General features: G+C 74.3%; 25 protein-coding genes. 10 read left to right on the top strand and 15 right to left on the bottom strand.

Features of this window, described 5'->3' with window-relative positions; translation table 11 throughout:
• Nucleotides 1-137 precede the first annotated feature (137 nt).
• Together F8568_RS07875 and F8568_RS07870 are read left to right on the top strand one after the other, a co-directional pair.
• The gene (locus F8568_RS07875; RefSeq protein ID WP_160573542.1) at nucleotides 138-431 is read left to right on the top strand and encodes a hypothetical protein; all 294 of its coding nucleotides are present in this window, start codon (nucleotides 138-140) and stop codon (nucleotides 429-431) included.
• Complete coding sequence (locus F8568_RS07870) at nucleotides 410-1,006, top strand: mechanosensitive ion channel family protein (protein WP_160573541.1); 597 nt, start codon at nucleotides 410-412, stop codon at nucleotides 1,004-1,006. Before F8568_RS07875 ends, F8568_RS07870 begins: the two co-directional genes overlap by 22 nt.
• Here the strand turns inward: F8568_RS07870 and F8568_RS07865 are convergent.
• From F8568_RS07865 to F8568_RS07845, 5 genes are all read right to left on the bottom strand, one after another.
• The gene (locus F8568_RS07865) at nucleotides 993-1,523 is read right to left on the bottom strand and encodes a Rieske (2Fe-2S) protein (RefSeq protein WP_151592832.1); all 531 of its coding nucleotides are present in this window, start codon (nucleotides 1,521-1,523) and stop codon (nucleotides 993-995) included. The genes F8568_RS07870 and F8568_RS07865 overlap by 14 nt on opposite strands.
• A gap of 124 nt (nucleotides 1,524-1,647) precedes the next feature.
• The gene (locus tag F8568_RS07860) at nucleotides 1,648-2,100 is read right to left on the bottom strand and encodes a Rieske (2Fe-2S) protein (RefSeq protein WP_151592831.1); all 453 of its coding nucleotides are present in this window, start codon (nucleotides 2,098-2,100) and stop codon (nucleotides 1,648-1,650) included.
• 209 nt (nucleotides 2,101-2,309) lie between these two features.
• Nucleotides 2,310-3,098 carry an alpha/beta fold hydrolase gene (locus tag F8568_RS07855; protein ID WP_151592830.1) on the bottom strand — a complete coding sequence of 263 codons (789 nt, stop codon included), beginning with the start codon at nucleotides 3,096-3,098 and terminating at the stop codon, nucleotides 2,310-2,312.
• Between the two features lie 114 nt (nucleotides 3,099-3,212).
• The gene (gene uvrA / locus F8568_RS07850) at nucleotides 3,213-6,050 is read right to left on the bottom strand and encodes an excinuclease ABC subunit UvrA (RefSeq protein ID WP_151592829.1); all 2,838 of its coding nucleotides are present in this window, start codon (nucleotides 6,048-6,050) and stop codon (nucleotides 3,213-3,215) included.
• Nucleotides 6,051-6,259: 209 nt separating this feature from the next.
• Nucleotides 6,260-6,505, bottom strand: coding sequence for an SbtR family transcriptional regulator (locus F8568_RS07845; protein ID WP_151592828.1), 246 nt, complete (start codon nucleotides 6,503-6,505; stop codon nucleotides 6,260-6,262).
• 26 nt (nucleotides 6,506-6,531) lie between these two features.
• On the opposite strand from F8568_RS07845, the gene F8568_RS07840 reads away from it, so the two are divergent.
• A complete protein-coding gene (locus F8568_RS07840) occupies nucleotides 6,532-6,783 on the top strand; it encodes a nuclear transport factor 2 family protein (protein ID WP_151592827.1) in 252 nt (83 codons plus the stop codon).
• Between the two features lie 69 nt (nucleotides 6,784-6,852).
• On the opposite strand, the gene F8568_RS07835 is transcribed toward F8568_RS07840, so the two are convergent.
• The gene (locus F8568_RS07835) at nucleotides 6,853-7,647 is read right to left on the bottom strand and encodes an MBL fold metallo-hydrolase (RefSeq protein ID WP_236008524.1); all 795 of its coding nucleotides are present in this window, start codon (nucleotides 7,645-7,647) and stop codon (nucleotides 6,853-6,855) included.
• Nucleotides 7,648-7,775: 128 nt separating this feature from the next.
• On the opposite strand from F8568_RS07835, the gene F8568_RS07830 reads away from it, so the two are divergent.
• A complete protein-coding gene (locus F8568_RS07830; RefSeq protein ID WP_151592825.1) occupies nucleotides 7,776-8,537 on the top strand; it encodes a maleylpyruvate isomerase family mycothiol-dependent enzyme in 762 nt (253 codons plus the stop codon).
• A 16-nt stretch (nucleotides 8,538-8,553) separates the two neighbouring features.
• Here the strand turns inward: F8568_RS07830 and F8568_RS07825 are convergent, their stop codons facing one another.
• The 3 genes from F8568_RS07825 to F8568_RS07815 all read right to left on the bottom strand — a co-directional run bounded on the left by F8568_RS07825 (nucleotide 8,554) and on the right by F8568_RS07815 (nucleotide 13,824).
• Nucleotides 8,554-9,261: a Crp/Fnr family transcriptional regulator gene (locus F8568_RS07825; RefSeq protein ID WP_160573540.1), complete on the bottom strand. Its 708-nt coding sequence runs from the start codon at nucleotides 9,259-9,261 to the stop codon at nucleotides 8,554-8,556.
• A gap of 103 nt (nucleotides 9,262-9,364) precedes the next feature.
• Nucleotides 9,365-13,336, bottom strand: coding sequence for a tetratricopeptide repeat protein (locus F8568_RS07820; protein ID WP_151592823.1), 3,972 nt, complete (start codon nucleotides 13,334-13,336; stop codon nucleotides 9,365-9,367).
• Nucleotides 13,333-13,824 carry a hypothetical protein gene (locus tag F8568_RS07815; RefSeq protein WP_151592822.1) on the bottom strand — a complete coding sequence of 164 codons (492 nt, stop codon included), beginning with the start codon at nucleotides 13,822-13,824 and terminating at the stop codon, nucleotides 13,333-13,335. Before F8568_RS07815 ends, F8568_RS07820 begins: the two co-directional genes overlap by 4 nt.
• Before the next feature lie 233 nt (nucleotides 13,825-14,057).
• Here F8568_RS07815 and F8568_RS07810 point away from each other — a divergent pair, with 233 nt between their 5' ends.
• Together F8568_RS07810 and F8568_RS07805 are read left to right on the top strand one after the other, a co-directional pair.
• Complete coding sequence (locus F8568_RS07810; protein WP_151592821.1) at nucleotides 14,058-14,723, top strand: MBL fold metallo-hydrolase; 666 nt, start codon at nucleotides 14,058-14,060, stop codon at nucleotides 14,721-14,723.
• A 267-nt stretch (nucleotides 14,724-14,990) separates the two neighbouring features.
• Nucleotides 14,991-15,437, top strand: coding sequence for an ATP-binding protein (locus F8568_RS07805; RefSeq protein ID WP_328600772.1), 447 nt, complete (start codon nucleotides 14,991-14,993; stop codon nucleotides 15,435-15,437).
• Between the two features lie 9 nt (nucleotides 15,438-15,446).
• On the opposite strand, the gene F8568_RS07800 is transcribed toward F8568_RS07805, so the two are convergent.
• The gene (locus tag F8568_RS07800; RefSeq protein WP_202124649.1) at nucleotides 15,447-16,703 is read right to left on the bottom strand and encodes an alpha/beta hydrolase family protein; all 1,257 of its coding nucleotides are present in this window, start codon (nucleotides 16,701-16,703) and stop codon (nucleotides 15,447-15,449) included.
• A gap of 224 nt (nucleotides 16,704-16,927) precedes the next feature.
• Here F8568_RS07800 and F8568_RS07795 point away from each other — a divergent pair, with 224 nt between their 5' ends.
• The 3 genes from F8568_RS07795 to F8568_RS07785 all read left to right on the top strand — a co-directional run bounded on the left by F8568_RS07795 (nucleotide 16,928) and on the right by F8568_RS07785 (nucleotide 19,576).
• Nucleotides 16,928-18,013, top strand: a complete 1,086-nt coding sequence (locus F8568_RS07795; RefSeq protein WP_151593059.1) for an S-(hydroxymethyl)mycothiol dehydrogenase — start codon at nucleotides 16,928-16,930, stop codon at nucleotides 18,011-18,013.
• A complete protein-coding gene (locus F8568_RS07790) occupies nucleotides 18,013-18,657 on the top strand; it encodes an MBL fold metallo-hydrolase (protein ID WP_151592819.1) in 645 nt (214 codons plus the stop codon). The genes F8568_RS07795 and F8568_RS07790 overlap by 1 nt, the downstream gene beginning before the upstream one ends.
• A 172-nt stretch (nucleotides 18,658-18,829) precedes the next feature.
• Nucleotides 18,830-19,576 (top strand): hypothetical protein, encoded by a 747-nt coding sequence (locus tag F8568_RS07785; RefSeq protein WP_202124648.1) that lies wholly within the window; start codon nucleotides 18,830-18,832, stop codon nucleotides 19,574-19,576.
• Here the strand turns inward: F8568_RS07785 and F8568_RS07780 are convergent.
• From F8568_RS07780 to F8568_RS07765, 4 genes are all read right to left on the bottom strand, one after another.
• Nucleotides 19,537-19,842 carry a nucleotidyl cyclase domain-containing protein gene (locus F8568_RS07780; protein WP_202124647.1) on the bottom strand — a complete coding sequence of 102 codons (306 nt, stop codon included), beginning with the start codon at nucleotides 19,840-19,842 and terminating at the stop codon, nucleotides 19,537-19,539. The two genes, F8568_RS07785 and F8568_RS07780, sit on opposite strands and share 40 nt — an antisense overlap.
• Nucleotides 19,843-19,919: 77 nt before the next feature.
• Nucleotides 19,920-21,317 carry a vWA domain-containing protein gene (locus F8568_RS07775; RefSeq protein ID WP_151592818.1) on the bottom strand — a complete coding sequence of 466 codons (1,398 nt, stop codon included), beginning with the start codon at nucleotides 21,315-21,317 and terminating at the stop codon, nucleotides 19,920-19,922.
• Nucleotides 21,318-21,321: 4 nt separating this feature from the next.
• Complete coding sequence (locus F8568_RS07770) at nucleotides 21,322-22,242, bottom strand: AAA family ATPase (protein WP_151592817.1); 921 nt, start codon at nucleotides 22,240-22,242, stop codon at nucleotides 21,322-21,324.
• Nucleotides 22,239-22,688 (bottom strand): hypothetical protein, encoded by a 450-nt coding sequence (locus F8568_RS07765; RefSeq protein WP_328600771.1) that lies wholly within the window; start codon nucleotides 22,686-22,688, stop codon nucleotides 22,239-22,241. Before F8568_RS07765 ends, F8568_RS07770 begins: the two co-directional genes overlap by 4 nt.
• A 140-nt stretch (nucleotides 22,689-22,828) precedes the next feature.
• On the opposite strand from F8568_RS07765, the gene F8568_RS07760 reads away from it, so the two are divergent.
• Nucleotides 22,829-23,173, top strand: a complete 345-nt coding sequence (locus F8568_RS07760) for a hypothetical protein (protein ID WP_151592816.1) — start codon at nucleotides 22,829-22,831, stop codon at nucleotides 23,171-23,173.
• 87 nt (nucleotides 23,174-23,260) lie between these two features.
• Here F8568_RS07760 and F8568_RS07755 read toward each other — a convergent pair whose 3' ends face one another.
• Nucleotides 23,261-25,456 (bottom strand): acyl-CoA dehydrogenase, encoded by a 2,196-nt coding sequence (locus tag F8568_RS07755; RefSeq protein ID WP_151592815.1) that lies wholly within the window; start codon nucleotides 25,454-25,456, stop codon nucleotides 23,261-23,263.
• Nucleotides 25,457-25,470 lie beyond the last annotated feature (14 nt).

The raw sequence follows: 25,470 nt of genomic DNA, 5'->3' as shown, positions 1-25,470 counted from the left end.
CCGCCGACACCCGGCGCGCCCGGACGTCCTGGCCTGGGGTGATGGAGATCTCCCCCATTCGGGTGGATGTTCGTAATGGGAGTGGAAAGGGAGGTTCGGTCAGCTTTTTCACACGCTCGGAGGGGGTCGTACCGCAGGTGTCCGCGCTGTGGGCCTGGATCACGTTCGCCGTCGTCGTCGGGGTGTCCGTAATCATCGTCGAGGGAGGGCGGCTGCTGCTCGCCGGGCGGCTGTCGCGGCACTGGCCCGAGGTCGGCCGGGTCGCCCGGCGCTGCGCGGCGCCGGCCTTCGCGTTCGCCGCGGTGGTCAGTGCGAGCACCGCGATGCCGTACCCGCACATGGACGAGCACTCCGGCGAGATCGTCGGGCACGTCATGCGCATCGCGGCGGTGGTGGTCGTGCAGGGCCAGTGGGGCGCGTCGAGGAGCTGACGCTGTCGTACGTCGTCGTCCGTCTCCGGGACGACCGGCGGCTCATCTTGCCCGTCTCCTACTTCACCGAGCAGCCGTTCGAGAACTGGACCCGGCACACCAGCCGGGTGATCGGCTCGGTGGAGCTGCACGTGGACTGGACCGTCCCGATCGAGGAGCTGCGCACCGAGCTGTACGCGATGCTGCAGGACAACCCGCTGTGGGACCGGCGCGAATGGATGCTGCAGGCCGTGGACGTGCTGCCGAACGGCCTGGTGACGGTGCGGGCGCTGATCAGCGCCGCGGACTCGGCGAGCGCCTGGGACCTGCGCTGCGACGTGCGCGAGCACCTGATCGCCCACATCCGCGAGCACCATCCCGAGGCGCTCCCCCGCTTCCGCACCGACGCCGGGCCCTGGCCGGGCCGCGCCGCCGGACCGGACGGCGACGGCTCCGGCGTCGCCGCGGCCGATCCGCGCGCCCGGGACCGCGAGATGCGGGGCGGCGAGGTCGACGACCACGTCCGGGCCGCCGCCGAGAACGGCGGCGGCCCGGCGCGGACGGGGTCCGGCGCGGTGCCGGTCAGGCGAGGCTGATCTTCCCGCCCTGCACGGTGATCTTCTTCTCCGCGAGCGGCTTGTCCGCCGGCGGCTGCGCCACCGACCCGTCGGAGATCTTGAACTTGCTACCGTGGCACGGGCAGTTGATCGTCCCGCCGGACACCGACCCGACGGAGCAGCCGCGATGGGTGCAGGTCGCCGAGAAGGCCTTGAACTCCCCTTGCGTCGGCTGGGTCACCACGACCTTCTCCGACTCGAAGACCTTGCCGCCGCCGACCGGGATCTCGCCGGTCGACGCGAGCGCCCCACCGCCGCCGCCCCCGCCGCCGCTGCCGCCGTCCGCGCTGTCACCGCCGCCGGACGACCCGCCGCACGCGGCGGCCAGCCCGGCGACGCCCGCCAGCCCGGCGCCGATGAGCAGGCCGCGGCGGGACCCGCCGGCCGGCGCCGTGGCCTCGGGCGCCCCGGCCTCGCCCGCCGGGGCCGGTTGCACGGCCGCGGGCTCGGCCCGCTCGTCGGTCGCGTCCGCCCGCGTCTCGGACTGCTGTGGCATCGTCTCCGCCCTCCGCTGAACTAGGTTCCTGATCTCCCTGCGTCACCAGGGAGTACGGAGCGGAAGCGGCGTCGGTTCAAATCCGAACCAAAATCGATGATCTCCACAGGCCGGCCGGCGCCGTTCAGCTGATGACGATGCCGCCGTTCTTCACCTGCACCGGGTACTCCTTCAGCGGCCGCGACGCCGGGCCGTGCGCGACGGAACCGTCGGCGATCGTGAACTCGCTGCCGTGGCAGGGGCACTTGATCACGCCGTTGGACACCTTGTTCACCAGGCAGCCCTGGTGCGTGCAGATCGCGGTGAACGCCTTGAACGCGCCCTGCCGCGGCTGCGTCACGACCACCTTGGCGTCGGCGAAGGCCTTGCCGCCGCCCACCGGGATGTCCGCCGCCTTCGCGACCTGCTTGCCGGACAGGTCCTTCGGCTCCTCGTTCTGGTTCGTCGCGCAGCCCGCGGCGAGCAGCGCCGCGCCCGCCGCGCCCGCGCCGCACAGCACCGTCCGGCGGCCGACTCCCGCCGCCCCGGCGGACCCCGCGTCGTCGCGCGGGGCTCCGGGCGTCACTTCGTTGGTCATGCCCCCATGATCCTGGACGGCCCGCCGCCCGCCGCACCGACCCGCCCGGGCCGTGGTCCCGCGATCGTAAGACCGCCCGGTCCGACCGGCGCGGGCGCGGCGCCCGAGATCCAGCACGGACGGAGCGCGCGGACGAACGGCGCCCGCGAGGTCCGCGAGCGGACCGGCGGGCGCCGGTGCGGCCGAGCGCGGCCCTGGAAAGAGGGCGGTCAGCCCTCGAAGAAGGAGGTGAGCGCCGAGGCGAGCACGTCGGGAGCGGCGTCGTGGGTCTGCCCCTCCAGCTCCGCGAGCCTGCCGTCGGGCAGCAGTTCCGCGAGCCGCCGCGCGACCTGCCGCATCGGCTCGGGGCTTGCGCCGCCGCAGGCGACGAGGGCGGGCAGCGTGATCCCGCCGATCAGGCCGGCCGGGATCGTGCCGTCGCCGTCCGCCGCGATGGCGGCGTGGTCATAGGGCAGGGTGTGCGCGATCGCCTCCAGCGCCGGGAACATCGGGGCGTGCCGCATGCCCTGCGCCATTTCCGGCGGCAGCCCGATCCCGGTCAGGAACTCCACCACCGCGTCGCCGCGGCGGTCCTCGTCGAGCAGCGCCCGGACCGCCTCGGCCCGGCGTGCGGCGTGCTCGCGCGCCTCGTCCTCGTCCGGGACGAACGGCACCTCATACACCGCCACCCGGGACACCGGCACGCCCGCGGCGACCGCCCGCAGCGCGAGCGCGCCGCCCGAGGAGAGCCCGAACAGCCCGGGCCGGCCGCCGACCGTGTCGGCCAGCGCGGCCAGGTCCTCGATCTCGCGGGCGACGTCGTAGAGCGGGTTGTCGCCGCTGTCGCCGCGTCCCCTGCGGTCGTAGCGGACGACGGTGAAGCGCGGCTCCAGATGCTCGGCGAGCGGCATCGCCGAGCCCCGGTCGTTGAACGCCCCGCCCACCAGGATCAGCACCGGCCCCTCCCCGGACCGCTCGAACGCGATCGGGGTGGCGTCGGCCGAGGTCACGATCTCCATGGCTTGTCCCCTTCCGTCGTTGCCGACCAAGCGGGAGATCCCGGAGCCGCGCAAGCACGGCAACATCCCGCTGTAGGGCGGGGCCGCGGCCCCGCCGCACGGGCGCTTCGGCCGTCAGCCGAGGATCTTGGCGAGGAACTGGCCGGTGTGGCTGCCCTCCACCTTCGCCACGTCCTCGGGCGTGCCCGTGGCGACGACGGTGCCGCCGCGCGACCCGCCCTCCGGGCCCATGTCGACGATCCAGTCCGCCGTCTTGATCACGTCGAGGTTGTGCTCGATCACGATCACCGTGTTGCCCTTGTCGACCAGGCCGTTCAGCACGTCGAGGAGCTTGCGGATGTCCTCGAAGTGCAGGCCGGTGGTCGGCTCGTCCAGCACGTAGATCGTCCGGCCGGTGGAGCGCTTCTGCAGCTCGGCGGCCAGCTTGACGCGCTGCGCCTCGCCGCCCGACAGCGTCGGCGCCGGCTGGCCCAGCCGGACGTAGCCGAGGCCGACGTCGTTCAGCGTCTTCAGGTGCCGATGGATCGCCTTGATCGGCTCGAAGAACTCGGTGGCCTGCTCGATCGGCATGTCGAGCACCTCGGAGATCGTCTTGCCCTTGTAGTGGACCTCGAGCGTCTCCCGGTTGTAGCGGGCGCCGTGGCACACCTCGCACGGGACGTAGACGTCCGGCAGGAAGTTCATCTCGATCTTGATGGTGCCGTCGCCGGAGCAGTTCTCGCAGCGGCCGCCCTTGACGTTGAAGGAGAACCGGCCCGGCTGGTAGCCGCGCACCTTCGCCTCGGTGGTCTGCGCGAACAGCTTGCGGATGTGGTCGAACACGCCGGTGTAGGTCGCCGGGTTGGAGCGCGGCGTCCGCCCGATCGGCGACTGGTCGACGTGCACGACCTTGTCGAGCTGGTCGACTCCGTTGACCCGCTTGTGCTTGCCGGGGACGGTCTTGGCCCCGTTCAGCTGCTTGGCCAGCGCGTTGTAGAGGATGTCGTTGACCAGCGTCGACTTGCCGGAACCGGACACGCCCGTCACCGCGGTCAGCACGCCGAGCGGGAACGCCACGTCGACGTTCCGCAGGTTGTTCTGCTGCGCGCCCTTCACCGTGACCTCGCGGCCCCGGGCGCGCGGGCGGCGGATCTCCGGCACCGCGATCGACCGGCGGCCCGACAGGTACGCGCCGGTCAGCGAGCGCTCGGACGTCAGCAGCTCGTCCACCGTGCCGGACACCACGATCTCGCCGCCGTGCTCGCCGGCGCGCGGGCCGATGTCGACGACCCAGTCGGCGGCGGCGATCGTGTCCTCGTCGTGCTCGACGACGATCAGCGTGTTGCCCATGTCGCGGAGCCGGACCAGCGTCTCCAGCAGCCGGTGGTTGTCGCGCTGGTGCAGGCCGATCGACGGCTCGTCCAGCACGTACAGCACGCCGACCAGCCCGGACCCGATCTGCGTCGCCAGCCGGATGCGCTGCGCCTCGCCGCCCGCCAGCGTCGCGGACGCGCGGTCGAGCGTCAGGTAGTCGAGCCCGACGTCGAGCAGGAACCCGAGCCGGGCGTTGATCTCCTTCAGCACCCGCTCGGCGATGTGCTTCTCGCGCTCGTTCAGCTCCATCGCCAGCAGGAACTTCGCGGCCTCGCCGATCGGCATGGCCGCGACCTCGGCGATCGACATCCCGCCCATGGTGACCGCCAGGACGACCGGCTTCAGCCGGGCGCCCTCGCAGGTCGGGCAGGGGATCTCGCGCATGTAGCCCTCGAACCGCTCCCGGCTGGAGTCGCTCTCGGACTCGGCGTGCCGCCGCTGGATGTAGGGGATCACGCCCTCGTAGGCCGTGTAGTACGAGCGCGTCCGGCCGTAGCGGTTCTTGTACCGGACGTGGACCTGCGTCTCATGCCCGTTGAGGATCGCCTTGCGCGCCTTGGCGGGCAGCTTCTCCCACGGGGTGTTCAGGTCGAAGCCCATGGCGTCGCCCAGCGCCGACAGCAGGCGCAGGAAGTAGTCGCTGACGTGCCCGCCCGACCAGGGCTGGATGGCGCCCTCGCCGAGGGTCAGCTCCCCGTCGGGGATGACCAGCTCGGGGTCGACCTCCATGCGGGTGCCGAGGCCGGTGCAGTCGGGGCAGGCGCCGTACGGCGAGTTGAACGAGAACGACCGCGGCTCCAGCTCCTCGAACGACAGGTCGTCGTACGGGCAGTACAGGTGCTCGGAGTACATCCGGGTGCGGTTCTCGTCGTCCTCGGGCAGGTCGACGAAGTCGAGGACGATCGTCCCGCCCGCGAGGCCGAGCGCGGTCTCCACCGAGTCGGCGAGCCGCTGCCGCGCGGTGTCCTTCACCGAGAGCCGGTCGACCACGATGGAGATGTCGTGCTTCTCCTGCTTCTTCAGCTTCGGCGGCTCGTCCAGCCGGATCATCGCGCCGTCGACCAGCGCCCGCGAGTAGCCCTTGGACTGCAGCTCGCGGAACAGCTCGACGTACTCGCCCTTGCGGCCGCGGATCACCGGCGCCAGCACCTGGAACCGGGTGCCGGCCTCCAGCTCCAGCACCCGGTCGACGATCTGCTGCGGCGCCTGCCGGCTGATCGGCCGGCCGCACTCGGGGCAGTGCGGATGCCCGATCCGGGCGTACAGCAGCCGCAGGTAGTCGTAGACCTCGGTGATCGTCCCGACCGTCGACCGGGGGTTCTTGCTGGTCGACTTCTGGTCGATCGACACCGCCGGGGACAGGCCCTCGATGAAGTCGACGTCGGGCTTGTCCATCTGCCCGAGGAACTGCCGGGCGTACGCCGACAGCGACTCCACGTACCGGCGCTGCCCCTCGGCGAAGATCGTGTCGAACGCCAGGCTGGACTTCCCGGACCCCGACAGACCGGTGAACACGATCATGGCGTCCCGCGGCAGGTCGAGCGAGACGTCCTTCAGGTTGTGCTCGCGTGCTCCACGCACGATGAGTCGGTCATGCACGGCGTACTTCCGGTTCCTCTTCTGGGCGCGGTGATGGGGAGAGACAGATCGCTCTCCAGGCTAGCCAGGGGGTCCGACAGAATCCCCCGAGTCGTTAACAGCGGCGGACGCCGCCGCATTTCATGCCGCGCCCCGCCCGTCCCCGGACGGTCCCGGCGGCACTCTGGCACCGTACACGTGTTCGAACGCCCCCCGCCACCGCAACCCGCCTACCGGGGCCGGAGGGCGTCCTTGACCAGCTCGACGGTGCGCCGCCGCAGGTCGTCGGACCAGCCGCCGGCCACGGCGCCGTGGCCGGTGGCGGCGACGAGGGCCATGACCTCGTCGAGGCGCGCGTCCGCGCGGACCGTCCCGGCGCGCTGAGCGGCCTCCAGGAGGGCGCCGAAGGGGTCGGCGAGCGCCATGATCTGGTCGCCGGGCTCGATCTCGGTGCCCTCCTCGGCGAGCAAACCCACGACGGGGCCGATGTTCGCCGAGCGCGATCGCCGCGCGGCTGCGCGAAGGCCGCAAGGCCTTGCCCATCGTGTTCGAGGAGTTCCGGGACGTGGTGATCCACGAGACCGCCGACCCGGAGGTCATCGTCGCCGAGTACGTGATGGTCGCGAGGGTGCCCGCGAACGGCAGGCGCGCCTCGGCGAACTTCGCGGTGGTGCTGCGGGCGCGGGACGGGCGCATCGTGCACTGGCGCGAGTACCAGGACCGCGCCGCGATCAGCGAGGCGCTGGCGTCCTGAGCCACTCGCCGTCCCGAGCCACTCGCCGTCCCGAGCCACTCGCCGTCCCGAGCCACTCGCCGTCCCGAGCTACTCGTCGTCCAGTGCGAAGGACAGGTAGCGGTCGGCCGAGCGGCGCACGGCGTCCTTGCCGTCGGTGTAGACGATCTTCCGCCACCAGGCGCCGTAGACGCGGTCGAACTCGTAGGGTTCCAGCAGCCGCAGCGCGCGCCGGACCGTCCGGGGCCGCTCCGGGATGTAGTTCGGGTAGCTGTACATGAAGCTGACCCAGTCCCGGTCGTTGACGACCTGCAGGATGTCGCCGGAGAACAGCGCTCGGGCGTCCCGCCAGTGCAGCACCTGCCCGCCGTCGAAGTGCACGCCCGCGTTGATCAGCGTGAGGCCGTCGGCCAGCTCGTGGGTGTCGCCCTCCCAGAAGACGACCGCGTCGTCGGGGCGGGCCACCCACCGGCGGTCGGCCTCGTGGATGTAGACGGGCGCGTCGAACGCGTGCGCCCACTCGATCATCGTGCCGTAGTAGTGCGGGTGGCTGATCGCGATCGCGGTGATGCCGCCCAGGTCGTCGACCTCGCGGATCAGCTGGTCGTCGATGTGGGTGACCATGTCCCACAGCACGTTGCCGGACGGGGCGCGCAGCAGCAGCGCCCGCTGGCCGATGGCGATGGACGGCTCGGTGCCGATGCCGACGACGTCCAGGCCCTCCTCCTCGACGAGGCCGCGATGGCCGGCGGCGCGCAGTTCCTCCAGGCTCGTCCAGCGCTGGCCGTCCCAGCCGACGTACTGCCGCTCGTCCTCGCAGATCGGGCAGTCGGGCCGCGGCTCGCCGTACTGGACGCCGCAGGTGGCGCAGATGGGGTACTCCATGATCCACATTGTGGTACCGGGACGGCGCCGGAGTGAGCGGAAACGCACCGGCGGTCCCCGCGGGCCGTCTGGTGCGGGCGCGGCGGCTGCGCCAGGATGAAGCCTCCGACGGGAGATTGGGGGCCGGCATGGGCGGCGCGGTGGAGACCTGGCGGCCGGCGATCGGCGAGGCGGACGCGGGCGCGGAGCGGGTGGCGGCGCGGATCGCCGGGCTCACCGACCAGGAGCTGCGGGGGCCGTCGGCGCTGCCCGGCTGGACGCGCGGGCACGTCGCGACGCACATCGCCCGCAACGCCGACTCGCTGTGGAACCTGCTGGAGTGGGCGCGGACCGGCACGGTGATCCCGCAGTACCCGAGCTTCGAGAGCCGCGTCGCCGACATCGAGGCGGGCGCGGGCCGCAGCGCCGCCGAGCTGGCCGCCGACGTGCGGGCCACGACGGCGCGGTTCGCCGAGCAGGTCCGCACGCTGCCGGACGAGGCGTGGAACGCTCCCGTCGCGGCGATGACCGGCGCGGAGCACCCGGCCTGGTACACGGTGCTGCGCCGCTGGCACGAGGTGGAGGCCCACCACGTCGACCTCGCCGCCGGGTACGGGCCCGCCGACTGGCCCGAGCCCTACGTGCGGTGGGCGCTGACCAGCACGCTCACCGACCTCGCGGCGCTGCCCGCCGAGCGGTGGGGCGAGCTGGCCGGCTACCGGATCACCGCGACGGACTCGGGTGAGTCCGCAAACCTCGGCTGGACGGCGGGGGGACCGGAGGCGTCCGGGTCGGGGCGGGCGCTGCTGGGCTGGCTGAGCGGCCGCTCGGACGGCGCGGGCGTGACGCTGCGTCCGGGCGGCCCGGTGCCCGTCCCGCCGCCCTGGCCGCACCCGCCGTCCGCGTTCTGACCGGGCCGGATCCCGGTCAGCCCGGGTCGTCGCCGCCGGTCAGGCGGCGCAGCACGGCCGCCGACCGGACGATGATCGTCCCGCGGGCGACGGTGACGCCGGCGGCCAGCGGGCCGTCGGCCAGCAGCTGCGCGACCTTGCGGCGGCCCATCCCCGCCCAGCGGCCGAGGTCCTGCTGGGTGACCGGCACCTCGATGCGGACGGCGTCGTCCGGCGCGGCGACGCCGTCCGCGCGCTCCTCCTTCAGCGGCGTCCCGAACCGGGCGGCCAGCCGCAGCAGCCGGCTCGCGAGGCGCCGCTCGGCGTCGTCGGGGAAGTGCGCGATGCGCAGCCCGTTGGCGTCGCGGAGCCGTTCGGCGAGGACGGCGGCGACGGCCCACGCCGACCCGGGGTGGGCGTCCAGGACGCCACGGAACCGGTCGGCGGGCAGCACCAGCGCCTCGACGCGGGTGAGCGCCTCGACGTTGGCGTGCCGGACGCCGCCGTCCGCCGCCTCCAGCTCGCCGACGAGGTCGCCGGGCCCGAGGACGTCGAGGATCGCGGTCTCGCCGTCCCGGCTCACCCATACCTTGACCGCGCCGGCGCGCAGCACGAACACCTGCGCCGCGCGGGTGTGCTCGCGGGTCAGGAAGGCCCCGGGCCGGATCACGGCGGGCGCGCCGGTGCGGCGCAGCGCCTCCCGCGCCGCCGCCGGCAGCGCGTCCCAGAACGGTGCGGGTGCCATCTCGCCTCCTCGCGGAACCGGGCCGGGGCCCCGCGGAACCTCGCCGCGCGGGGCGTCCGGTGTCCAGTGAACGCGGCGGTACGCCGATGGACCGCGTAGTTCGTCACATGTCGAGCGACCTGTCCGAGGCGAGCCACTTGTCGAGCGCCGCGACCCGCCGTTCGCATTCCGCCGCGCCGGCCTCGTCGCCGAGCGCCTTGCGCGACCGCGCCTGCAGCTCGAGCGCGGCCCGCCGGCCACCATGATCGTCCATGTCGCGGCGGATCGCGATCTCGGCCTCGAAATGCTCGCAGGCGTCGGCGTGCTCGCCGAGCAGCAGGCACGCGCGGGCCATGACGTGCAGCGCGTACGCCTGCTCGCGGGCGTCGCCGACCTCGGTGGCGACCCGCAGCGCCCGCGCCCCGGTGGCGCGGGCCTCGGCGGCCCGGCCGAGGTCCAGGTGGATGGCGGCGAGGTGGACCAGCGCGGTCGCCTCGCTGTGCCGGTCGCCGACCTCGCCGAGGACGCGCAGTGCCTTCAGTTCCATCTCCAGCGCCTCTTCGGGGCGTCCGCTGCGGCGCAGGACGGCGGCGAAGGTGTCCATGCCGACGCCCATGCCGTACCAGTCACCGCCGGCCCGCCTGATCCGCAGCGCCTGGGCGGCGGCGCGCTCGGCGTCCTCGGGCAGGCCGAGCCGCAGGTAGGTGCGGGCGAGGCTGCCGAGGGTCCCGGCCAGGCCGCTCTGCGCGCCGAGCCCGTGCCACAGGTCGAGGGCCTCCAGGCCGAGGACGAACGCCTCCTGGGGGCGGCCGAGGCGGCGCATGACGACCGACAGGTGCTCCAGGTCGTGCGCCTCGCCGTGCTGGTCGCCGATTTCGCGGCGGATCTCCAGGGCGCGCAGCAGGTGCTCGCGGGCCTCGCGGTAGCGGCCGAGCTTCCAGTGGACGATGCCGATCTGCGCGAGGGTCTCGGCCTCGCCGTGCCGGTCGCCGGTGTCGCGGTGCAGGCGCAGCGCCTGCCCGCAGTAGGTGAACGCCTCCGGGTAGCGGGCGCCGTCGCACATCAGCATGCCCAGGGTGGTCAGCGCCTGCGCCTCCCCATGACGGGCGCCCAGCGCCTGATAGGTCCGCAGCGCCTGCTCGGCGTCCCGCAGCGCCATCTCGCGCAGTCCCAGCGACGCGTTCATCCGGGCCAGTTCGGTGAGCGCCTGCGCCGCGCCGTGCCCGTCGGCCGTGTCCTGGCGGATGTAGAGCGCCTCCAGCGCGTGCGAGACCGCCTCGTGGACGTTCCCGAGGTGCCGGTGCACCTGCGCGAGGGTCAGCAGCGCCTCCGCGACCCCGGGCTGGTCGCCGATCCGGCGGCGCACCTTCAGCGCCTCCCCCGCGTGGTCGAGCGCGATCTCGTAGTCGCCGAGCCCGAGGCGTGCGCGGGCCAGCGTGTCGTGGTCCTTGGCGAGGCCGCCGAGGTCGTCCATCCCGGCGTGGACGTCCAGCGACCGGCGGGCGTGCTCGATCGCGGTGAGGTAGCGGCCGAGCGCCACGTGCACGTCGGCGAGCGTGGCGTGCGCGGCCGCCTCGCCGTACCGGTCGGGCGGCTCGACGGTCCGGAACGCGCGCCGCGCGTCCTCGCCGTACCCGATCGCCTGGACCGAGCCGCCCGCCTCGAAGTGCGCCACCGCCAGGCTGTGCAGCATGACGGCGGCGGCCGCCCAGTCCTCCTCGGTGCGGGCGGCGTGCAGGCCCGCCTGGTGGACGGCGATGTTGTCCTCGCTGTAGCGGCGGAACTCCTGGAAGTCGAACAGCGCGTCGGCCAGTTCCCAGCAGGTGCGGTGCAGGCCGAGGCGGGCCGCCTGGTGCACCGCGGCGACCAGGTTGCGCCGCTCGGCCTCGAACCACGCCAGCGCCACCGCCCTCTCGGCCCCCGCACCCGTGCCGGTCTCCGCGCCCTCCGTTGTGGACGGCTCCGGACGTGCGGGCGGGCGCCCCCGCGCCCCGTCCGCCCGCCGGACCACGGGACGGGGCCGTACCGCCAGCGCGTCGCCCGCCGCGCGCGCTTCGGCGAGGTATCCGGCGAGCAGCCGGCGCTGCGCCGCCAGCCGGTCGCTGTCGGCGTCCTCGGCCAGGCCCCGCTCCCGCGCGAAGTCGCGGAGCAGGTCGTGCATCCGGTACCGGCCCGGCGCGACGTCGTGCACCAGGTACGCCTGCCGCAGGCCCTCCAGGCATTCGCGCGCCTCCTCCACCGTCCGGTCCCGCAGCGCGGCGAGCGCGGCCGGGGTGAAGTCGGGGCCGGCGACCAGGGCCAGCACCCGGAACGCCTCCCGGTGGTCGCGGCGCAGGCTGCGGTACGCGACGTCGAACGTCGGGTTCAGCACGCCCCGCAGCCCGGGGCCGGCGCTGCCGTGCCCCGCCCCCTCGTGCAGTTCGATGCCGGTCAGGGCGATGCCGGCGCCGGACGGGGCGGCCGGCTCCCCCGCGGCCGGTCCCGACCCGTCCGGCGCCGGCCCGTACCCGGCGCCGGGCAGGCCCGTCCCGTACGACGAGGCGGCCTGCGCGTCGCTCTCGGCCAGTTCGCGGACGGTCCCGGCGATGGACTCGCCGGGGTTCTCCGCCAGCCGCCCGGCCATGACCGACAGGGCAAGGGGGAGGTGCCCGCACTCGCGGGCGAGCCGGGCGGCCGCCCCGCGCTCGTCCCGGACGCGGGCGTCGGCCGGGCCGAGCACGTTGGAGATGAGGTCGACGGCCTCCTGCGTCACCATCTCGCGCAGCTCGAGGGCGCGGACGTCGGCGCCCTCCAGCAGCGCCGGCAGCCTGCGGCGGCTCGTCACCACGGCGAGCCCGGACTCCACCGCCCCCACCAGCGGCCTGATCTGCTCCGGCCGCGCCGCGTCGTCGAGGATCAGCAGCATCCGCCGGTCGGCGAGCAGCGACCGGCACTGCGCGGCCAGCTCCGCCTCGGTGCTGCGCAGCTGGTCGCCGGGGACGCCGGCGGCGCGCAGCACCTGCCCCATCGCCTCCGCGGGCGTGACCGGGCTGCGGGTCGTCCCGCGCAGGTCCGCGAACACCGCCCCGTCGGGGAACCGGTCGACGACCCGGTGCGCCCAGTGCAGCGCGAGGGTCGTCTTCCCGACGCCCGCCATCCCCTGGACGATCACCGCGCGCGGCCACTCGGCCTGCGCGACGAGCAGGTCGAGCTTGCCGAGGCTGACCGCCCGGCCGGCGAAGAACGGGTTGTCGGCGGGGAGGCGGACCGGCGGCGTCCCGCGCGCCGCGTCCAGCCCGGCCGGCGTCCGGGCGGCGAGGCCGCCGGGCTCGTCCCCCTCCGGGCGGGACTCGGGCGGCACGGCCGGGGCGGCGCCGGCCTCCGTCTCGACCGCCGGCCACTCGTCGCCCCACGGGCTGGCGGCGCGGCGCAGCTTCTCGGGGTCGAGGACGGTCAGCGGCCGCGGCCGGCGGTCGATGATGCCCTTCTGCCGCCACAGCCGGAACCAGCGCACCAGCGTCTCGCGGGAGATCCCGGCCCAGTTCGCCAGCTCCGCCTGGCTGAGCCGCAGCGGGATCTCCGTCCCGCGCTCGGTGCGGACGCCGAACCGGTGCGCCAGCTCCAGCAGGTGGTAGGCGAGGCGCTGCGGATGCTCGGCGGCCCGCACCGCGTGGCGCCGCCCGCCGTACCCGACGCGCTGCGACACCGCGTGCATCATCGCCTCGGCGACCTGCGGGTTCGCGGCGAGCAGGCTGCGGAAGCGGCGGCGGTCCACGCGCAGCGCCTCGACGTGGTCGAGCGCCGCGACGGTGCCGCGCTCGGGGTGCCCCCACGCGCCGAGCGCGCCGACCAGGTCGCCGGACCCGAACAGGTCGATGATCGACTCGTCGCCCTCGCTGGAGTCGACGAACTCCTTGGCGACGGCGTTGCTCGCCGCGCGCGGGGCCGCCTTGAACACCACCCATACGGACGGGGCGGTCACGCCCTGGTGGCAGAGCGTCCCGCCGGGCGGGATGCTGGTGCGCCGCCCCATGGCCCGCAGCGCCTGCCGGTCGTCCGGGCCGAGCCGCTCCCAGAAGCTGCCCGGCCGGACGTCGTGGTCGATCATCCCGGTCATCCGCCCGCCATCGCCGTCGCCAGCCACCAGAACAGGAACAGCACGGCGGTCGCCGCCGACCACGCGACGGCCAGCCAGGACAGCTCTCCGCAGCGGTGCGCCGCCGCCAGCAGCCGGCGCAGCTCGGTGTCGCGGACCCGGGCGTCCAATGCGGTCGCCGCGCCGAACGGCGTCCAGGGCGCGGACGGGTCGACCGGCGCGCCGGTGCGGCCGCGCACCTCGCCGAGCACCGCCAGCAGCGTGCGCCGGGACCGCACCGCGTACCCGGCGGAGACCGCGAACGCGCCGGCGAGCACCGGCAGCAGGGCCAGCGCGACGGCGCCGGGCAGACCGGCGGCCAGCCGGCTCACGGTCCCGACCAGCACCAGGGCGAGGAACACGGCGGCGATCGCGGCGTCGCGGCCGCAGAGCCGGACCAGCGCGCAGGCGTGGCCGAGCAGCTCCTCCGGGCGTTCCCGGTCCGGACCGGGACGGAAAGCGGTGATCAACGCGGCACCGTCCTCACGGGTCGATCCTGATCTTCCAATGACCATGGTGGGACGGCAAGGCGGAAACGTCCGTCGCCGGGCGCACGGTTCGGCTGCGTCACGTGACTCATCCGGCCCCGGCGCGCCCGGCGGCGGACCTTTGGGGGAAGATGGGTCCGCACGCACCACCACGGGGCGCACCGCCGGCGGGGCGCACCACCGGCGGCGCGCAACGCCGATGGGAGGACTCGCCCATGACCTACACGGGGAACGTCGAGGCGGGCGGCCGCCCCGACGTCCGGGAGCTACCGGGCCTGACGGTCACCAAGGTGGCGGTCGGGCCGTACGACAACAACGCCTACCTGCTGCGCTGCACCGCGACCGGCGAGCAGCTGCTCATCGACGCGGCCAACGAGGCGCCGCGGCTGCTGGAGCTGATCGGCGACGGGCCGCTCGAGCGGATCGTCACCACGCACCGCCACGAGGACCACTGGACGGCGCTGAGCGAGGTCGTGCGGGCCACGGGCGCGCCGGTCGTGGCGCACCCGCACGACGCGGAGGCGCTGCCCGAACCGGTCGCCGAGCCCGTCGAGCACGGCGCCACCGTCCGCGTCGGCCGCGCGGAGCTGGAGGTCATCCACCTGCGCGGCCACACGCCCGGCTCGATCGCGCTGCTGTACGACGCGAGCGGCGAGCTGGCCGCCCGCCCGCACCTGTTCACCGGCGACAGCCTGTTCCCGGGCGGGGTCGGCAACACCTGGGGCGACCCGACGCTGTTCAAGCAGCTGTTCGCGGACGTGGAGGAGCGCGTCTTCGACCGGCTTCCGGACACCACCTGGTTCTATCCGGGCCACGGCAAGGACTCGACGCTCGGCCGGGAGCGCCCGTCGCTGCCCGAGTGGCGCTCGCGCGGCTGGTGACGCGGCGCCGCCGACGGCCGCCGCGGCGTCCGTGGCGCCCCGATGCGCCGGCCCGCCGGAACCAGTGGTGCGGAGTGTTCGTTTTGACGACCACATCCGCACCGAACCGGGGGCCGAGACCAGGAGCGCATCATCGACGACACGCAACCGGGCACCGCCCTGCGCTACCCGCGGGGCTCGCTGGTACTGCTCGCCGGGCTCCCGGGGGCGGGCAAGAGCACCCTGCTGAATCGGCTGTACGGGCTGACCGGCGAGGAGACCGCGCCGGTGCCCGCGGGCGACGTCCGGATCATCGACTCGCGGCAGTCCCGCAACTGGTGGGCGCGCTTCCTGCGCCCGCTGCCGGTGCGGCTGCGCACCCCGCTCGTCCACGTCACGCACGTGTGGCGGATCGGGCGGGCGGTGCTGGCCGGCCACGGGGTCGTCGCGCACACGCGCGGCACCTGGCCCCACATCCTGTACTGCTTCGCCTGGCTGGCGCGCCGCCGGGGCGGCCGGCTGCACCTGATCCTCATCGACGTCGCCCCGGAGACCGCGCGGGCCGGGCAGTTCGCGCGCGGGCGGGCCGTCACGGGCGTCACGTTCGCGCGGCACTGCCGGCGCTGGGTGCCGCTGATCGAGCGCGCCCGGGGCGGCGCCCTCCCGCCCGCCGCCGGGGTCACCGTGCTGGACCGGGAGGCCGCCGACCGGCTCCGGGCGATCCGGTTCGGCTGAGCGCGCCGCTCAGCGCAGCCCGGCGAACCAGCGGACGGCGAGGGCGGTGCCGGCGAGGTTCGACCCGAGGTGCCGGGAGCCGCCGTACACCTTGTCGCCCACGTCGATGACGGGCGCCGCTACGCCGCGGGCGCGGAATCCGGCGACGCAGTGGTCGGTGTTCGCGGTGACCGCCTGGTCGTCGTTGGTGATCTTGTAGAGCCGGAGGGGGACGCGCGGGGTCCACGCGGTGCAGACCTCGCCGTCCACCTGCAGCGCCTTCGCGAACGTCCCGGACGGGTGGCGCAGCACCTCGAACCCGCGCGGGGTGAGCAGCTCGTCGAGGGTCCCGGGCAGGCCCTTCAGCATGACCTGGCCGGGCGTGGTGCCGTCGAAGTACTTCTCGACACGGCTCGCGTACGGCTCCTTGAAGACGTCGGACGGCTTGCCGTAGATGCCTCCGTGGACGCGGTTCCACGACGTGAGCAGGTACGACACGTACGCCACGGACATCTTCGGGTCGACCCTGCCGTCCAGCAGCGCGGGCAGCTCCGCGCCGCGGAAGTCGTACGCGCCGCTGATCGGGGCGACCGCGCGGACCCGGAAGTGCGGGTCGGCGCCGTCCTGCAGCGTCCGGGCGAGGCCGAGCGCGGACGAGGCGCCCTGCGAGAACCCGGTGACGAAGACCCGCCCGTCCAGTTCGCGGTGCTCGCGCAAGGTGAACTGCCTGGCGGCGCGGAGCATGTCGAGCGCCGCGGACGTCTCGGTCGGCACGTCCTTCCACGGGTGGACGCCCGGGCCTTCGCCGAGGCCGAGGTAGTCGGGCGCTGCCGCGGCGAACCCGGCGGCGCCGTAGGTGACGGCCGGCCCCGGGCCCCACACGTCCTGCGCCATCGACGGCGCGTCGGCGATGTGGCTGGCGGTTCCGTGCGTGTAGGAGACGGTGGGCAGCTCCCGCTCGCCGTTGCGCGGGAGCACGAACAGGCCGCTGGCGACCGTCGCGCGCCCGCGCGCGTCGACCGTCCGGTAGATGAGGCGGTAGGAGTCGACGCCGTAGCGGACGGACGAGGCGTCGAAGCCCTCGGTCGGCAGCCAGGCGCGCACCTCGGCGGCGGACCTGGTGCCGAGGTAGCGCGCGGAGATCAGCTGCCCGCGGGCGGCGGCGTGCTGGTGCGTCGCGGCCGGGCGGTCCCCGGCCCCCTCCCCGGCCAGGGCGGGCACGGCACCGGCGGCGATGATCGCGGCGCCGGCGGCGCCCGCGGCGGCGATCTTCAGGCGGCGTGGCATGGCGGTCCTCTCGCTTGGGGGAACGAACGGCCACCAGCCTCCGGCCCGCGCGCCCGGACGGGCATCGCGCCGGCCGGGGAACTTCCATCCGCTACCTCGGGGGGCGGTGGCCTCCCTCCAGCGGAGGTGCCGGGATGTTCCGTCCGGCAGAAGTCCTGCCGGGAGGCCGGGGCCGTGCTCTATAGGGTCGGGGCAAGGACGGAAACATGACGAGAGGCGGCAGCATGGCGCAGCAGGTACGGGGGGTCGTCGCACCCGGGCGGGGCGAGCCGGTGCGGATCGAGACGGTCATCGTCCCCGATCCGGGTCCGGGCGAGGCGGTCGTGAAGGTGCAGGCGTGCGGGGTGTGCCACACCGACCTGCACTACCGTGAGGGCGGGATCAACGACGAGTTCCCGTTCCTGCTCGGGCACGAGGCCGCGGGCGTGGTGGAGTCGGTCGGCGACGGCGTCACCGAGGTGGCGCCCGGCGACTTCGTCATCCTCAACTGGCGCGCGGTGTGCGGGCAGTGCCGGGCGTGCCTGCGCGGCCGCCCGTGGTACTGCTTCAACACCCACAACGCGGCGCAGAAGATGACCCTCGAGGACGGGACGGAGCTGTCCCCGGCGCTGGGCATCGGCGCGTTCGCCGACAAGACGCTGGTGGCCGCCGGGCAGTGCACCAAGGTCGACCCGGCCGCCAAGCCCGCGGTCGCGGGCCTGCTCGGCTGCGGCGTCATGGCGGGCCTGGGCGCGGCGATCAACACCGGCAACGTGGGGCGCGGCGACTCGGTCGCGGTCATCGGCTGCGGCGGCGTCGGCGCGGCGGCGGTGCTGGGCGCGCGGCTGGCCGGCGCGGCGAGGATCATCGCGATCGACCTGGACGAGCGCAAGCTCGCCACCGCCACCTCCCTCGGCGCCACCCACACCGTCCACGCCAGGGGCACCGACGTGGTCGCGGCCGTGCAGGAGCTGACCGGCGGGTTCGGCGCGGACGTCGTCATCGACGCGGTCGGCCGCCCCGAGACCTACAAGCAGGCGTTCTACGCCCGCGACCTCGCCGGAACCGTCGTCCTTGTGGGGGTGCCGACTCCGGAGATGAAGCTGGAGTTGCCGCTGCTGGACGTGTTCGGCCGGGGCGGGTCGCTGAAGTCGTCCTGGTACGGCGACTGCCTGCCGTCCCGCGACTTCCCCATGCTCATCGACCTGTACCTGCAGGGCCGCCTCGACCTGGACGCGTTCGTGTCCGAGACCATCGAGCTGGACGGCGTCGAGGCCGCGTTCGAGAAGATGCACCACGGCGACGTGCTGCGCTCGGTGGTGGTCCTCTGATGGCACCGGCTTCACCGCGGGCGCGCATCGACCGCATCGTGACGTCCGGGACGTTCTCCCTGGACGGCGGGACGTGGGAGGTCGACAACAACGTCTGGATCATCGGCGACGACGGCGAGGCGATCGTCATCGACGCCGCGCACGACGCCGACGCGATCGCGGCGGCGGTCGGCGACCGGCGGCTGGTCGCGATCGTGTCCACGCACGGCCACGACGACCACATCGACGCCGCGCCCGCCCTGTCCGCCCGCACCGGCGCGCCCGTCCTGCTGCACCCGGACGACCTGATGCTGTGGAAGCAGAAGCACCCGGACAAAGGCCCCGACGGCGAGCTGTCCGACGGGCAGGTCATCACCGTCGCGGGCACCGCCCTGACCGTCCTGCACACGCCGGGCCACAGCCCCGGCGCGGTCTGCCTGCACGCCCCCGACCTCGGCACCGTGTTCTCCGGCGACACGCTGTTCAACGGCGGTCCCGGCGCGACCGGCCGGTCCTTCTCCGACTTCCCGACGATCATCGACTCGATCCGGGAGCGGCTGCTCACGCTCCCGCCGGACACGGTCGTGCGGACCGGCCACGGCGACTCCACCACCATCGGCGGCGAGGCGCCGCACCTCGACGAATGGATCGCGCGCGGCCACTGATCCAGGCCGGCAGGCGGCGATTCCCAGTGCCGGGGGTCGCCGCCTTCCGCGTCCGCGCTGCTCCTGGCCGGATTCCCGCTCACTGGCCGCCCCGCCGCCGCGTCCGGGATATCGTCGCCCGTGGTGGACGAGCCGGAGCGCACGGGCGCCGACCGGAGCTGAGGAGGCGCGGATGCGGCCGAGGGCATCGCTTGCCGCCGCTTTGGCGCTGTGCGGTGCCCTCGCCGCCGGCTGCGGCCGGGCGGCCGGAAGCTCGGCGGGCGCGCTGGACGTCCCGCCGCCCACCGCGACCGCCGCGTCCTCCCCCGCCGCCTCGCCCGACGTGTCGCCCGACGCGTCGGCGCAGGCCGAGCGGGCCCGGCCCCTCGGCAGGCCCGGCGCGTGGCGGATCACCACCTACTACACGGCGGTCGAGAGCCTCCACAAGGGGCGTCCCAAGGCCGTCAAGGGCTGCCCCCGGCTGCACTGCTCGCACGGGAGGACGCCGCTCGGCTCCTACCCGGAGGACTTCCTCGCCGTCATCCGGGAGGAGGGCAGCGGGCGGATCACGTCGGGGCCGCAGCGCGGCCGGTACCTCAACTGGTCGCACAGCGTCGGGTACTGGCTGGACGACACGACCCGCGACTCGGCCGGCCGTCCGCTGCGGCCCTGGTCGTCCGCCGCCGCCGACCGTTCGGTGCTCGCGCGCGGGCAGCGGTTCGCGATCGTCGACTGCGGGAGGGACGGCGCCGGGCACCGCATCGAGGCGGCGGTGTGCGCGGCGTTCCGGAAGGCGCGCTGGACGGTCACCGATCTGTTCCGTCCCGGCTACGGCGGCGAGCACCACGCCGACGTCTACATCGGCGAGGAGACCGGCCCCGGGTTCACCGAGTCGCCGTTCTACACGACGCTGAGCGGCGCCACGCTCGGCCCGTCCTGAGCCCTACCCGGAAGCCCCGCGCGGCGCGGCGAGCCGGGTCGCCCGCGTGCGGCCCCGCAGGACGACCTCCTCGCCGGGCCCCACTGCGCCGCCTCCTCCGGATCCGCCGTGGCCACCAGGGAGCCGGACGCGAGAACGCGCGCCTCGGTCGCCTTGGCGAGGTCGGTCAGCCGCGCCGCCTCGTTCACCGGGTCGCCGATCACCGTGTCGCGGTCGTCGGCGCGATCGCGACCGGATCGGGCGACGGGCCGTCCGCGCTCGCGCACGGCACCGACGTCACGATGCTCGTCTCCGCCGTCGTCGCCCTCGCCGGCGCGGCCCTGGCCGCCGCGATCCGCGAGCGCTAGGCCAGCTCCTCGATGAAGGCGGCGAGCTGGGCCAGGTTGCGGCACTCGAACATCGGGACGAGGTCGCCGTAGCGGGACGCGGCGGAGTCGCCGGTGTCCCAGAGGCGGCGCGGCTCCGGGTTCAGCCAGTAGGCGTGCCGGGCCCGGTCGACCATCGACCGCAGGATCGGCAGCGACAGCTCGCCGTAGTTGGAGCGGGCGTCGCCCAGAATGAGCAGGGACGTCTTCGGCGTGATGGCGTCGCGGTACTTGTCGTCGAACACCTTGATCGCATGGCCGTAGTTGGAGCGGCCGGTGATCCAGACGAGGTCGGCCTCGGCGGCCATGCGCGTCATCGCGTCGGTGACGTCAGCGCCCGGTGCGAAGTACTTGGTGATCTCGTCGGTCGCGTCGATGAACGCGAACGCGCGGACCTTGCTGAACTGCTCGCGCAGCGCGAACGTCAGCAGCAGCGTGAAGTGCGCGAACGCCGACACCGAGTCGCTGGCGTCGCACAGCACGACCAGCTCCGGCTTGTGCGGGCGGCGCGGCCGGTAGTGCGTCGTCAGCGGCACTCCCCCGCTGCCCAGCGACGCCCGGACCGTCCGGCGGAAGTCCAGCCGGCCGCGCTTGCCGTGCCGCTGCTTCTGGACGAGCTTGGACGCGAGCTTGCGCGCCAGCGGGTACACCTCGCGGCGCAGCGCGGCGAGGTCGGCGCGGTTGGCGCTGGAGAAGTCCAGGCGCTCCAGCGGCGGCCGGACGGCGAGGCGCGCGGTCCGCTCGACGCCGGTGTCCTCGGCGATGCGGCGGCGCACCTCGCTCGCGACGAGGTCCTCGAACCGGGCGATCCGGTCGCGGAAGGTGCGGCGCGCGACGCGCTCGGCCATCCCGCCGCGCTCCTGACCGTTCAGCACCGCGTTGAGCAGCCCCGCCATCAGCGTCTCGGGCGACAGCGCCCGCAGAACGCCGGAGGAGAACCACGATTCCTGCCCCGGCGTCCGCCCGTACTCGGCGACGGCCGTCCGCGCGAACTGCCGCAGCGCCGCGTCGTCGCCGGCCAGGAACAGCTCCATCAGCTCCTCGCGGCGGCGCTGCACCTCCGGGTCGAGGGCGGGCGGGACGGGGCTGCCGTCCGCGCCGAGCGTCCGGACGGGACGGTCCTCCTCGCGCGCCGCCCCGGCGCCGTCCCCGACCGCCGCCGGAAACCACAGGTCGAACAGCGTGTCGAAGGTCGGGCGGTGCTGCGGCCGCTTCACCACCGTCGCGGCGTACGCGGCCCGCAGCGCGCTCCGGTCCAGCAGGTCGACGGCCTTCATCGCGCGGACCGCGTCCAGGCCCTCGGCGACCGACACCGGCAGCCCGGCCTCCCGCAGCGCGGCGACGAACCCGGTGTGCCGGTCGACGAGCGAGGCCATCCGATCAGCCCCTCAGGCCCAGTTCCCTGGCGGCCCGTTCCTGGTCGGAGGCGTGCTTGAGGACGACGCCGAGCGTACGGGCGACGGCCGCCTCGTCCAGCTCGTCCAGGCCGAGCGCGAGCAGCGTGCGCGCCCAGTCGACGGTCTCGGCGATCGACGGCGCCTTCTTCACCTCCAGCGCGCGCAGCGTCCCGACCGTCCGGACGAGCTGCTCGGCCAGTTCCGCCTCGATGCCGGGCACCTGCGCGAGGACGATGTCGCGTTCCCGTTCCGCCGCCGGGTAGTCCAGATGCAGGTAGAGGCAGCGGCGCTTGAGCGCCTCCGACAGCTCCCGCGCCGCGTTCGAGGTGATCAGCACGAACGGGCGGCGGGCCGCGCTGACCGTGCCGAGCTCGGGGATGGTGACCTGGAAGTCCGACAGGATCTCCAGCAGCATCCCCTCGACCTCGACGTCGGCCTTGTCCGCCTCGTCGATCAGCAGGACGGTGGGCTCCGTACGCCGGATCGCCGCGAGCAGCGGCCGCTCCAGCAGGAACTCCTCGGAGAAGATGTCGTCGTGGGTCTCCTGCCAGGCCCGGTCCGCCGGGGCGGCCTGGATGGCGAGGAGCTGCTTCTTGTAGTTGAACTCGTAGAGCGCGCGCGCCTCGTCCAGGCCTTCGTAGCACTGCAGCCGGATCAGCTCGGCGCCGGTGGCCGCCGCGACGGCCTTGGCCAGCTCGGTCTTGCCGACCCCGGCGGGGCCCTCGACGAGCAGCGGCTTGCCGAGCGCCTGCGCGAGGAACACGGTGGTGGCGATCGCCTCGTCGGCGAGGTAGCGGACGCCGGCCAGCCTGCGCTCGACGTCGGCGGGCGAGGCGAACGCGCCGCCGCTCCCGGCGCCCGCGCCGCTCGCTGTGTGCCCGGCGTTCTGGCTGGTCTCGGTCATCCCTTGCCCTTGCCTTTGTGTGCGACTGCTTTGGTGTACGTCTGGTTCGTCCCCGCGAACAGCAGCTTGGTGTTCTTCTCGGTCAGCGACACGCCCCAGTAAGACGCGGTCTTCAGGTCGCCGCCCTGCCAGGAGAAGCGGTACTTTCCGCCGCCCTCCGGGATCGCCGTTCCGCTCCAGAGCCTCTGCCCGCCCCTCACCCACACGCCGGAGCCGTCCGCGGTGAACTGGAAGTAGTCCTTGGCGGTGCCGACCCAGCGGCCGACCAGCGGCTTGACGTCCGCGGGCTTGATCGCGGGGATCGGCCCGGGCGCGGCGGACGCGGCACCGGGCGACGCGCTCGCCCCCGCGTCGTCCGCCTTCTCCCCTCCACCGCAACCGGCCGGCAGGAGCGCGACGGCGGCCGCGCAGGCGGCGAGAACGGTCGAGCGGGCCCGCACGGTCACGGAAACCTCCGGCGATTATCGGACGAAAGCGGCAGTTTACCGGCGCGCGGTGTCCTGCCCGCGCTCATCCCTGCGAGGTACGCCCCGGTTGGCACCGAGGGGTGAGGCGGCACCGCCTTCCGCCCGCCTATAACCGAACCATGACGACCCGACGACTGCCTCGCGAGGACCTCGCCGCGGCTCTGGCGGCCCGGCGCGAGCTGGGCCCCGACTACGACGCGGCCTTCATCGAGACGGTCGTGGACCGCATCGAGGAGGCCCTCGACGCGCGTCCCGCCGACCCCGCTCCGGCCCCGCGCCGCCGCCTCCGGACGCCCCGCGCGTCCGGAGGCGGCGACCACGGCCTGCTGCTGGCGGTGCTGTCGATGGTCGCCGCCATCCCGCTCAGCGCGATCGCGGCCGTCAACGCCGGCGGCGTCGGACTCTTCCTCGCCTGGTCGGCGATCGTCCTGATCAACATCGCCTACAACTTCCGTCCCCGCTAGCCCGACCGCCGGATGGACGTCGACTTGCGGCGAGTCGTCGTTTTGAGCCGCCCCATGACGACGACTCGCCGCAAGTGAACGACGCTGCTATTTGCCGGGTTCGGGGTCGCGGGGGAGGCCGAGGAGGCGCTCGCCGATGATGTTCAGCTGCACCTCGGTGGTGCCGCCGTAGATCGTCATCGCGCGGCTGAACAGCATGGCCCGGGCGATGATCCCGCTCTCGGCCATCGGCGTCTCGGTGGCCGCCGCCTCGCCCTGCGCCGCCCAGCAGTAGTCGGCGACGTCCTGGTTGAACTGCACGCCGAGCAGCTTGCGGACGCTGGCCTCGGCGCCCGGCTCCACGCCGTTGAGCTGCTTCAGCGTGGTGCGCAGCCCCAGCAGGTCGATCGACTGGCCCTGCGCGACGAGCTTGCCGACCTCGGCGGTGGTGACCGCGTCCAGCCGCCGGCCCTTGAAGAACTTCAGCAGCTCGGGCACGCCCATGCCGAGGCCGCCGCCGGTCGACAGCGACACCCGCTCGTTGGACAGGGTGTTGCGGGCGACCTGCCAGCCTTGGTTCACCTCGCCGACCACGCAGTCGTCCGGGACGAACACGCCGTCCAGGAAGACCTCGTTGAACAGCGCGTCACCGGTCAGCTCGCGCAGCGGCCGGACGTCCACCCCCGGCGACTTCATGTCGACCAGGAAGTAGGTGATGCCGTCGTGCTTGGGCGCGTCGGGGGCGGTGCGGGCGATGCAGAAGCCCCACTGCGCGTGCTGCGCCACCGACGTCCAGATCTTCTGGCCGGTCAGCTTCCAGCCGCCCTCGACGCGCTCGGCCTTCATCGACAGCGACGCCAGGTCCGAGCCGGCGCCCGGCTCGGAGAACAGCTGGCACCACACCATCTGCCCGCGCAGCGTCGGCCGCAGGAACCGCTCCTTCTGCTCCTGCGACCCGTAGCGGACCAGCGACGGCACCAGCCATGCGCCGATCACCAGGTTCGGCGCCTTGACCTTGGCGGCCTTCAGCTCCTGCTGGATGATGACCTGCTCGACCGGGCTCGCGCCGCGTCCCCACGGCTTCGGGAAGTGCGGGACGGTCCAGCCCTCGTCGCCCATCTTGACGTGGAGGGCGTCCTTGTCCTCGATCGCGGCGAGCTCGGCGACCTCGGCGCGGATCCGCTCGCGCAGCGGCTGCGCGCCCTCGTCCAGCTCCAGTTCGACCTCGCGGCGGCCGCCGGCCAGGGCCAGCTCGGCGACCTTGGCGGCCCAGTCCTTGGCCGGGCCGAGCAGCGCCCGCAGGGTCAGCGCGCGGCGCAGGTAGATGTGCGCGTCGTGCTCCCAGGTGAACCCGATGCCGCCGAGCATCTGGATCGCGTCCCGGGCGGTCTGCACGCCCGCGTCCGCCGCGATCACCGCGGCGACGGCGGCGGCGAAGCCGGCCTCCTCGGTGCCCTCGTCCAGCGCGCGGGCGGCGTCCCACGCGGCGGCGCGGGCCTGCTCCAGCGCGATCAGGGCGCGGGCCGCCTTGTGCTTGACGCCCTGGAACTGCCCGATCGGACGCCCGAACTGCTCGCGGACCTTGGCGTACTCGGCGGCCGTGGTCACCAGCCACCCGGCCAGGCCGGCGGCCTCCGCGCCGAACAGCGCCGCGGCCAGGTCGCGGACGCGGCCGGTCGTCACCCCGTCCAGCACCCGGTCGGCCGGCACCGTCACCCCGTCGGCCTCGACGGCGGCGACGCGGCGGACCTTGTCCAGGCTCGCCACCGCGGTGACCTTCAGGTCCGCGGCGTCCACCGCGACCCACTGCTGCTCGCCCCCGGCCGTCACCGGCAGGACGACCACGTCGGCGAGCAGCGCGCCCAGCACCGTCGCCGCCGAGCCCGACACCGCCAGCGCGCCGCCCTGCCGGGTGCCGGTCAGGCTCCCCGACAGCGCGACCGCGCCGGTCCTGGACCCGTCCGCCAGCCCCGGCAGCAGCTCGGCGCGCAGCTTGGCGTTGCTGGACGCGTCGATCACCGAGCTCGCCAGCACCGTCGGCAGGAACGGGCCGGGCGCCGCGGCCCGGCCCAGCTCCTCCAGCACGACCGACAGCTCCAGCAGGCCGTAGCCCTGCCCGCCGTGCTCCTCGTCCAGATGCAGGCCCAGCAGGCCCTGCTCGGCCAGGGCCGGCCAGAACCCGGGCCGGGTCTCCTCGTCCGCGTCCAGCGCGGCGCGGACCGCCGTCACCGGGATGTTGCGCTCGGCGAAACCGCGCACCGAATCGGCGAGCGCCTCGTGCTCCTCGGTCAGCCCGATGGCCATGTGTCGAACCCTCT

The sequence above is a fragment of the Actinomadura physcomitrii genome (assembly GCF_008923205.2).
Classification (GTDB): domain Bacteria; phylum Actinomycetota; class Actinomycetes; order Streptosporangiales; family Streptosporangiaceae; genus Spirillospora; species Spirillospora physcomitrii.
Note: the sequence above shows the minus strand (reverse complement) of the source record. Positions and strands in the feature narration are given on the sequence as shown.

Excerpts from the sequence above, each read along its gene's own strand:
- F8568_RS07865 (WP_151592832.1), bottom strand. The coding sequence starts at position 1,523 with ATGCCACAGCAGTCCGAGACGCGGGCGGACGCGACCGACGAGCGGGCC.
- F8568_RS07860 (WP_151592831.1), bottom strand. The coding sequence starts at position 2,100 with ATGACCAACGAAGTGACGCCCGGAGCCCCGCGCGACGACGCGGGGTCC.
- F8568_RS07855 (WP_151592830.1), bottom strand. The coding sequence starts at position 3,098 with ATGGAGATCGTGACCTCGGCCGACGCCACCCCGATCGCGTTCGAGCGG.
- F8568_RS07835 (WP_236008524.1), bottom strand. The coding sequence starts at position 7,647 with ATGGAGTACCCCATCTGCGCCACCTGCGGCGTCCAGTACGGCGAGCCG.
- F8568_RS07830 (WP_151592825.1), top strand. The coding sequence starts at position 7,776 with ATGGGCGGCGCGGTGGAGACCTGGCGGCCGGCGATCGGCGAGGCGGAC.
- F8568_RS07825 (WP_160573540.1), bottom strand. The coding sequence starts at position 9,261 with ATGGCACCCGCACCGTTCTGGGACGCGCTGCCGGCGGCGGCGCGGGAG.
- F8568_RS07820 (WP_151592823.1), bottom strand. The coding sequence starts at position 13,336 with ATGACCGGGATGATCGACCACGACGTCCGGCCGGGCAGCTTCTGGGAG.
- F8568_RS07810 (WP_151592821.1), top strand. The coding sequence starts at position 14,058 with ATGACCTACACGGGGAACGTCGAGGCGGGCGGCCGCCCCGACGTCCGG.
- F8568_RS07800 (WP_202124649.1), bottom strand. The coding sequence starts at position 16,703 with ATGCCACGCCGCCTGAAGATCGCCGCCGCGGGCGCCGCCGGCGCCGCG.
- F8568_RS07795 (WP_151593059.1), top strand. The coding sequence starts at position 16,928 with ATGGCGCAGCAGGTACGGGGGGTCGTCGCACCCGGGCGGGGCGAGCCG.
- F8568_RS07790 (WP_151592819.1), top strand. The coding sequence starts at position 18,013 with ATGGCACCGGCTTCACCGCGGGCGCGCATCGACCGCATCGTGACGTCC.
- F8568_RS07785 (WP_202124648.1), top strand. The coding sequence starts at position 18,830 with ATGCGGCCGAGGGCATCGCTTGCCGCCGCTTTGGCGCTGTGCGGTGCC.
- F8568_RS07775 (WP_151592818.1), bottom strand. The coding sequence starts at position 21,317 with ATGGCCTCGCTCGTCGACCGGCACACCGGGTTCGTCGCCGCGCTGCGG.
- F8568_RS07770 (WP_151592817.1), bottom strand. The coding sequence starts at position 22,242 with ATGACCGAGACCAGCCAGAACGCCGGGCACACAGCGAGCGGCGCGGGC.
- F8568_RS07760 (WP_151592816.1), top strand. The coding sequence starts at position 22,829 with ATGACGACCCGACGACTGCCTCGCGAGGACCTCGCCGCGGCTCTGGCG.
- F8568_RS07755 (WP_151592815.1), bottom strand. The coding sequence starts at position 25,456 with ATGGCCATCGGGCTGACCGAGGAGCACGAGGCGCTCGCCGATTCGGTG.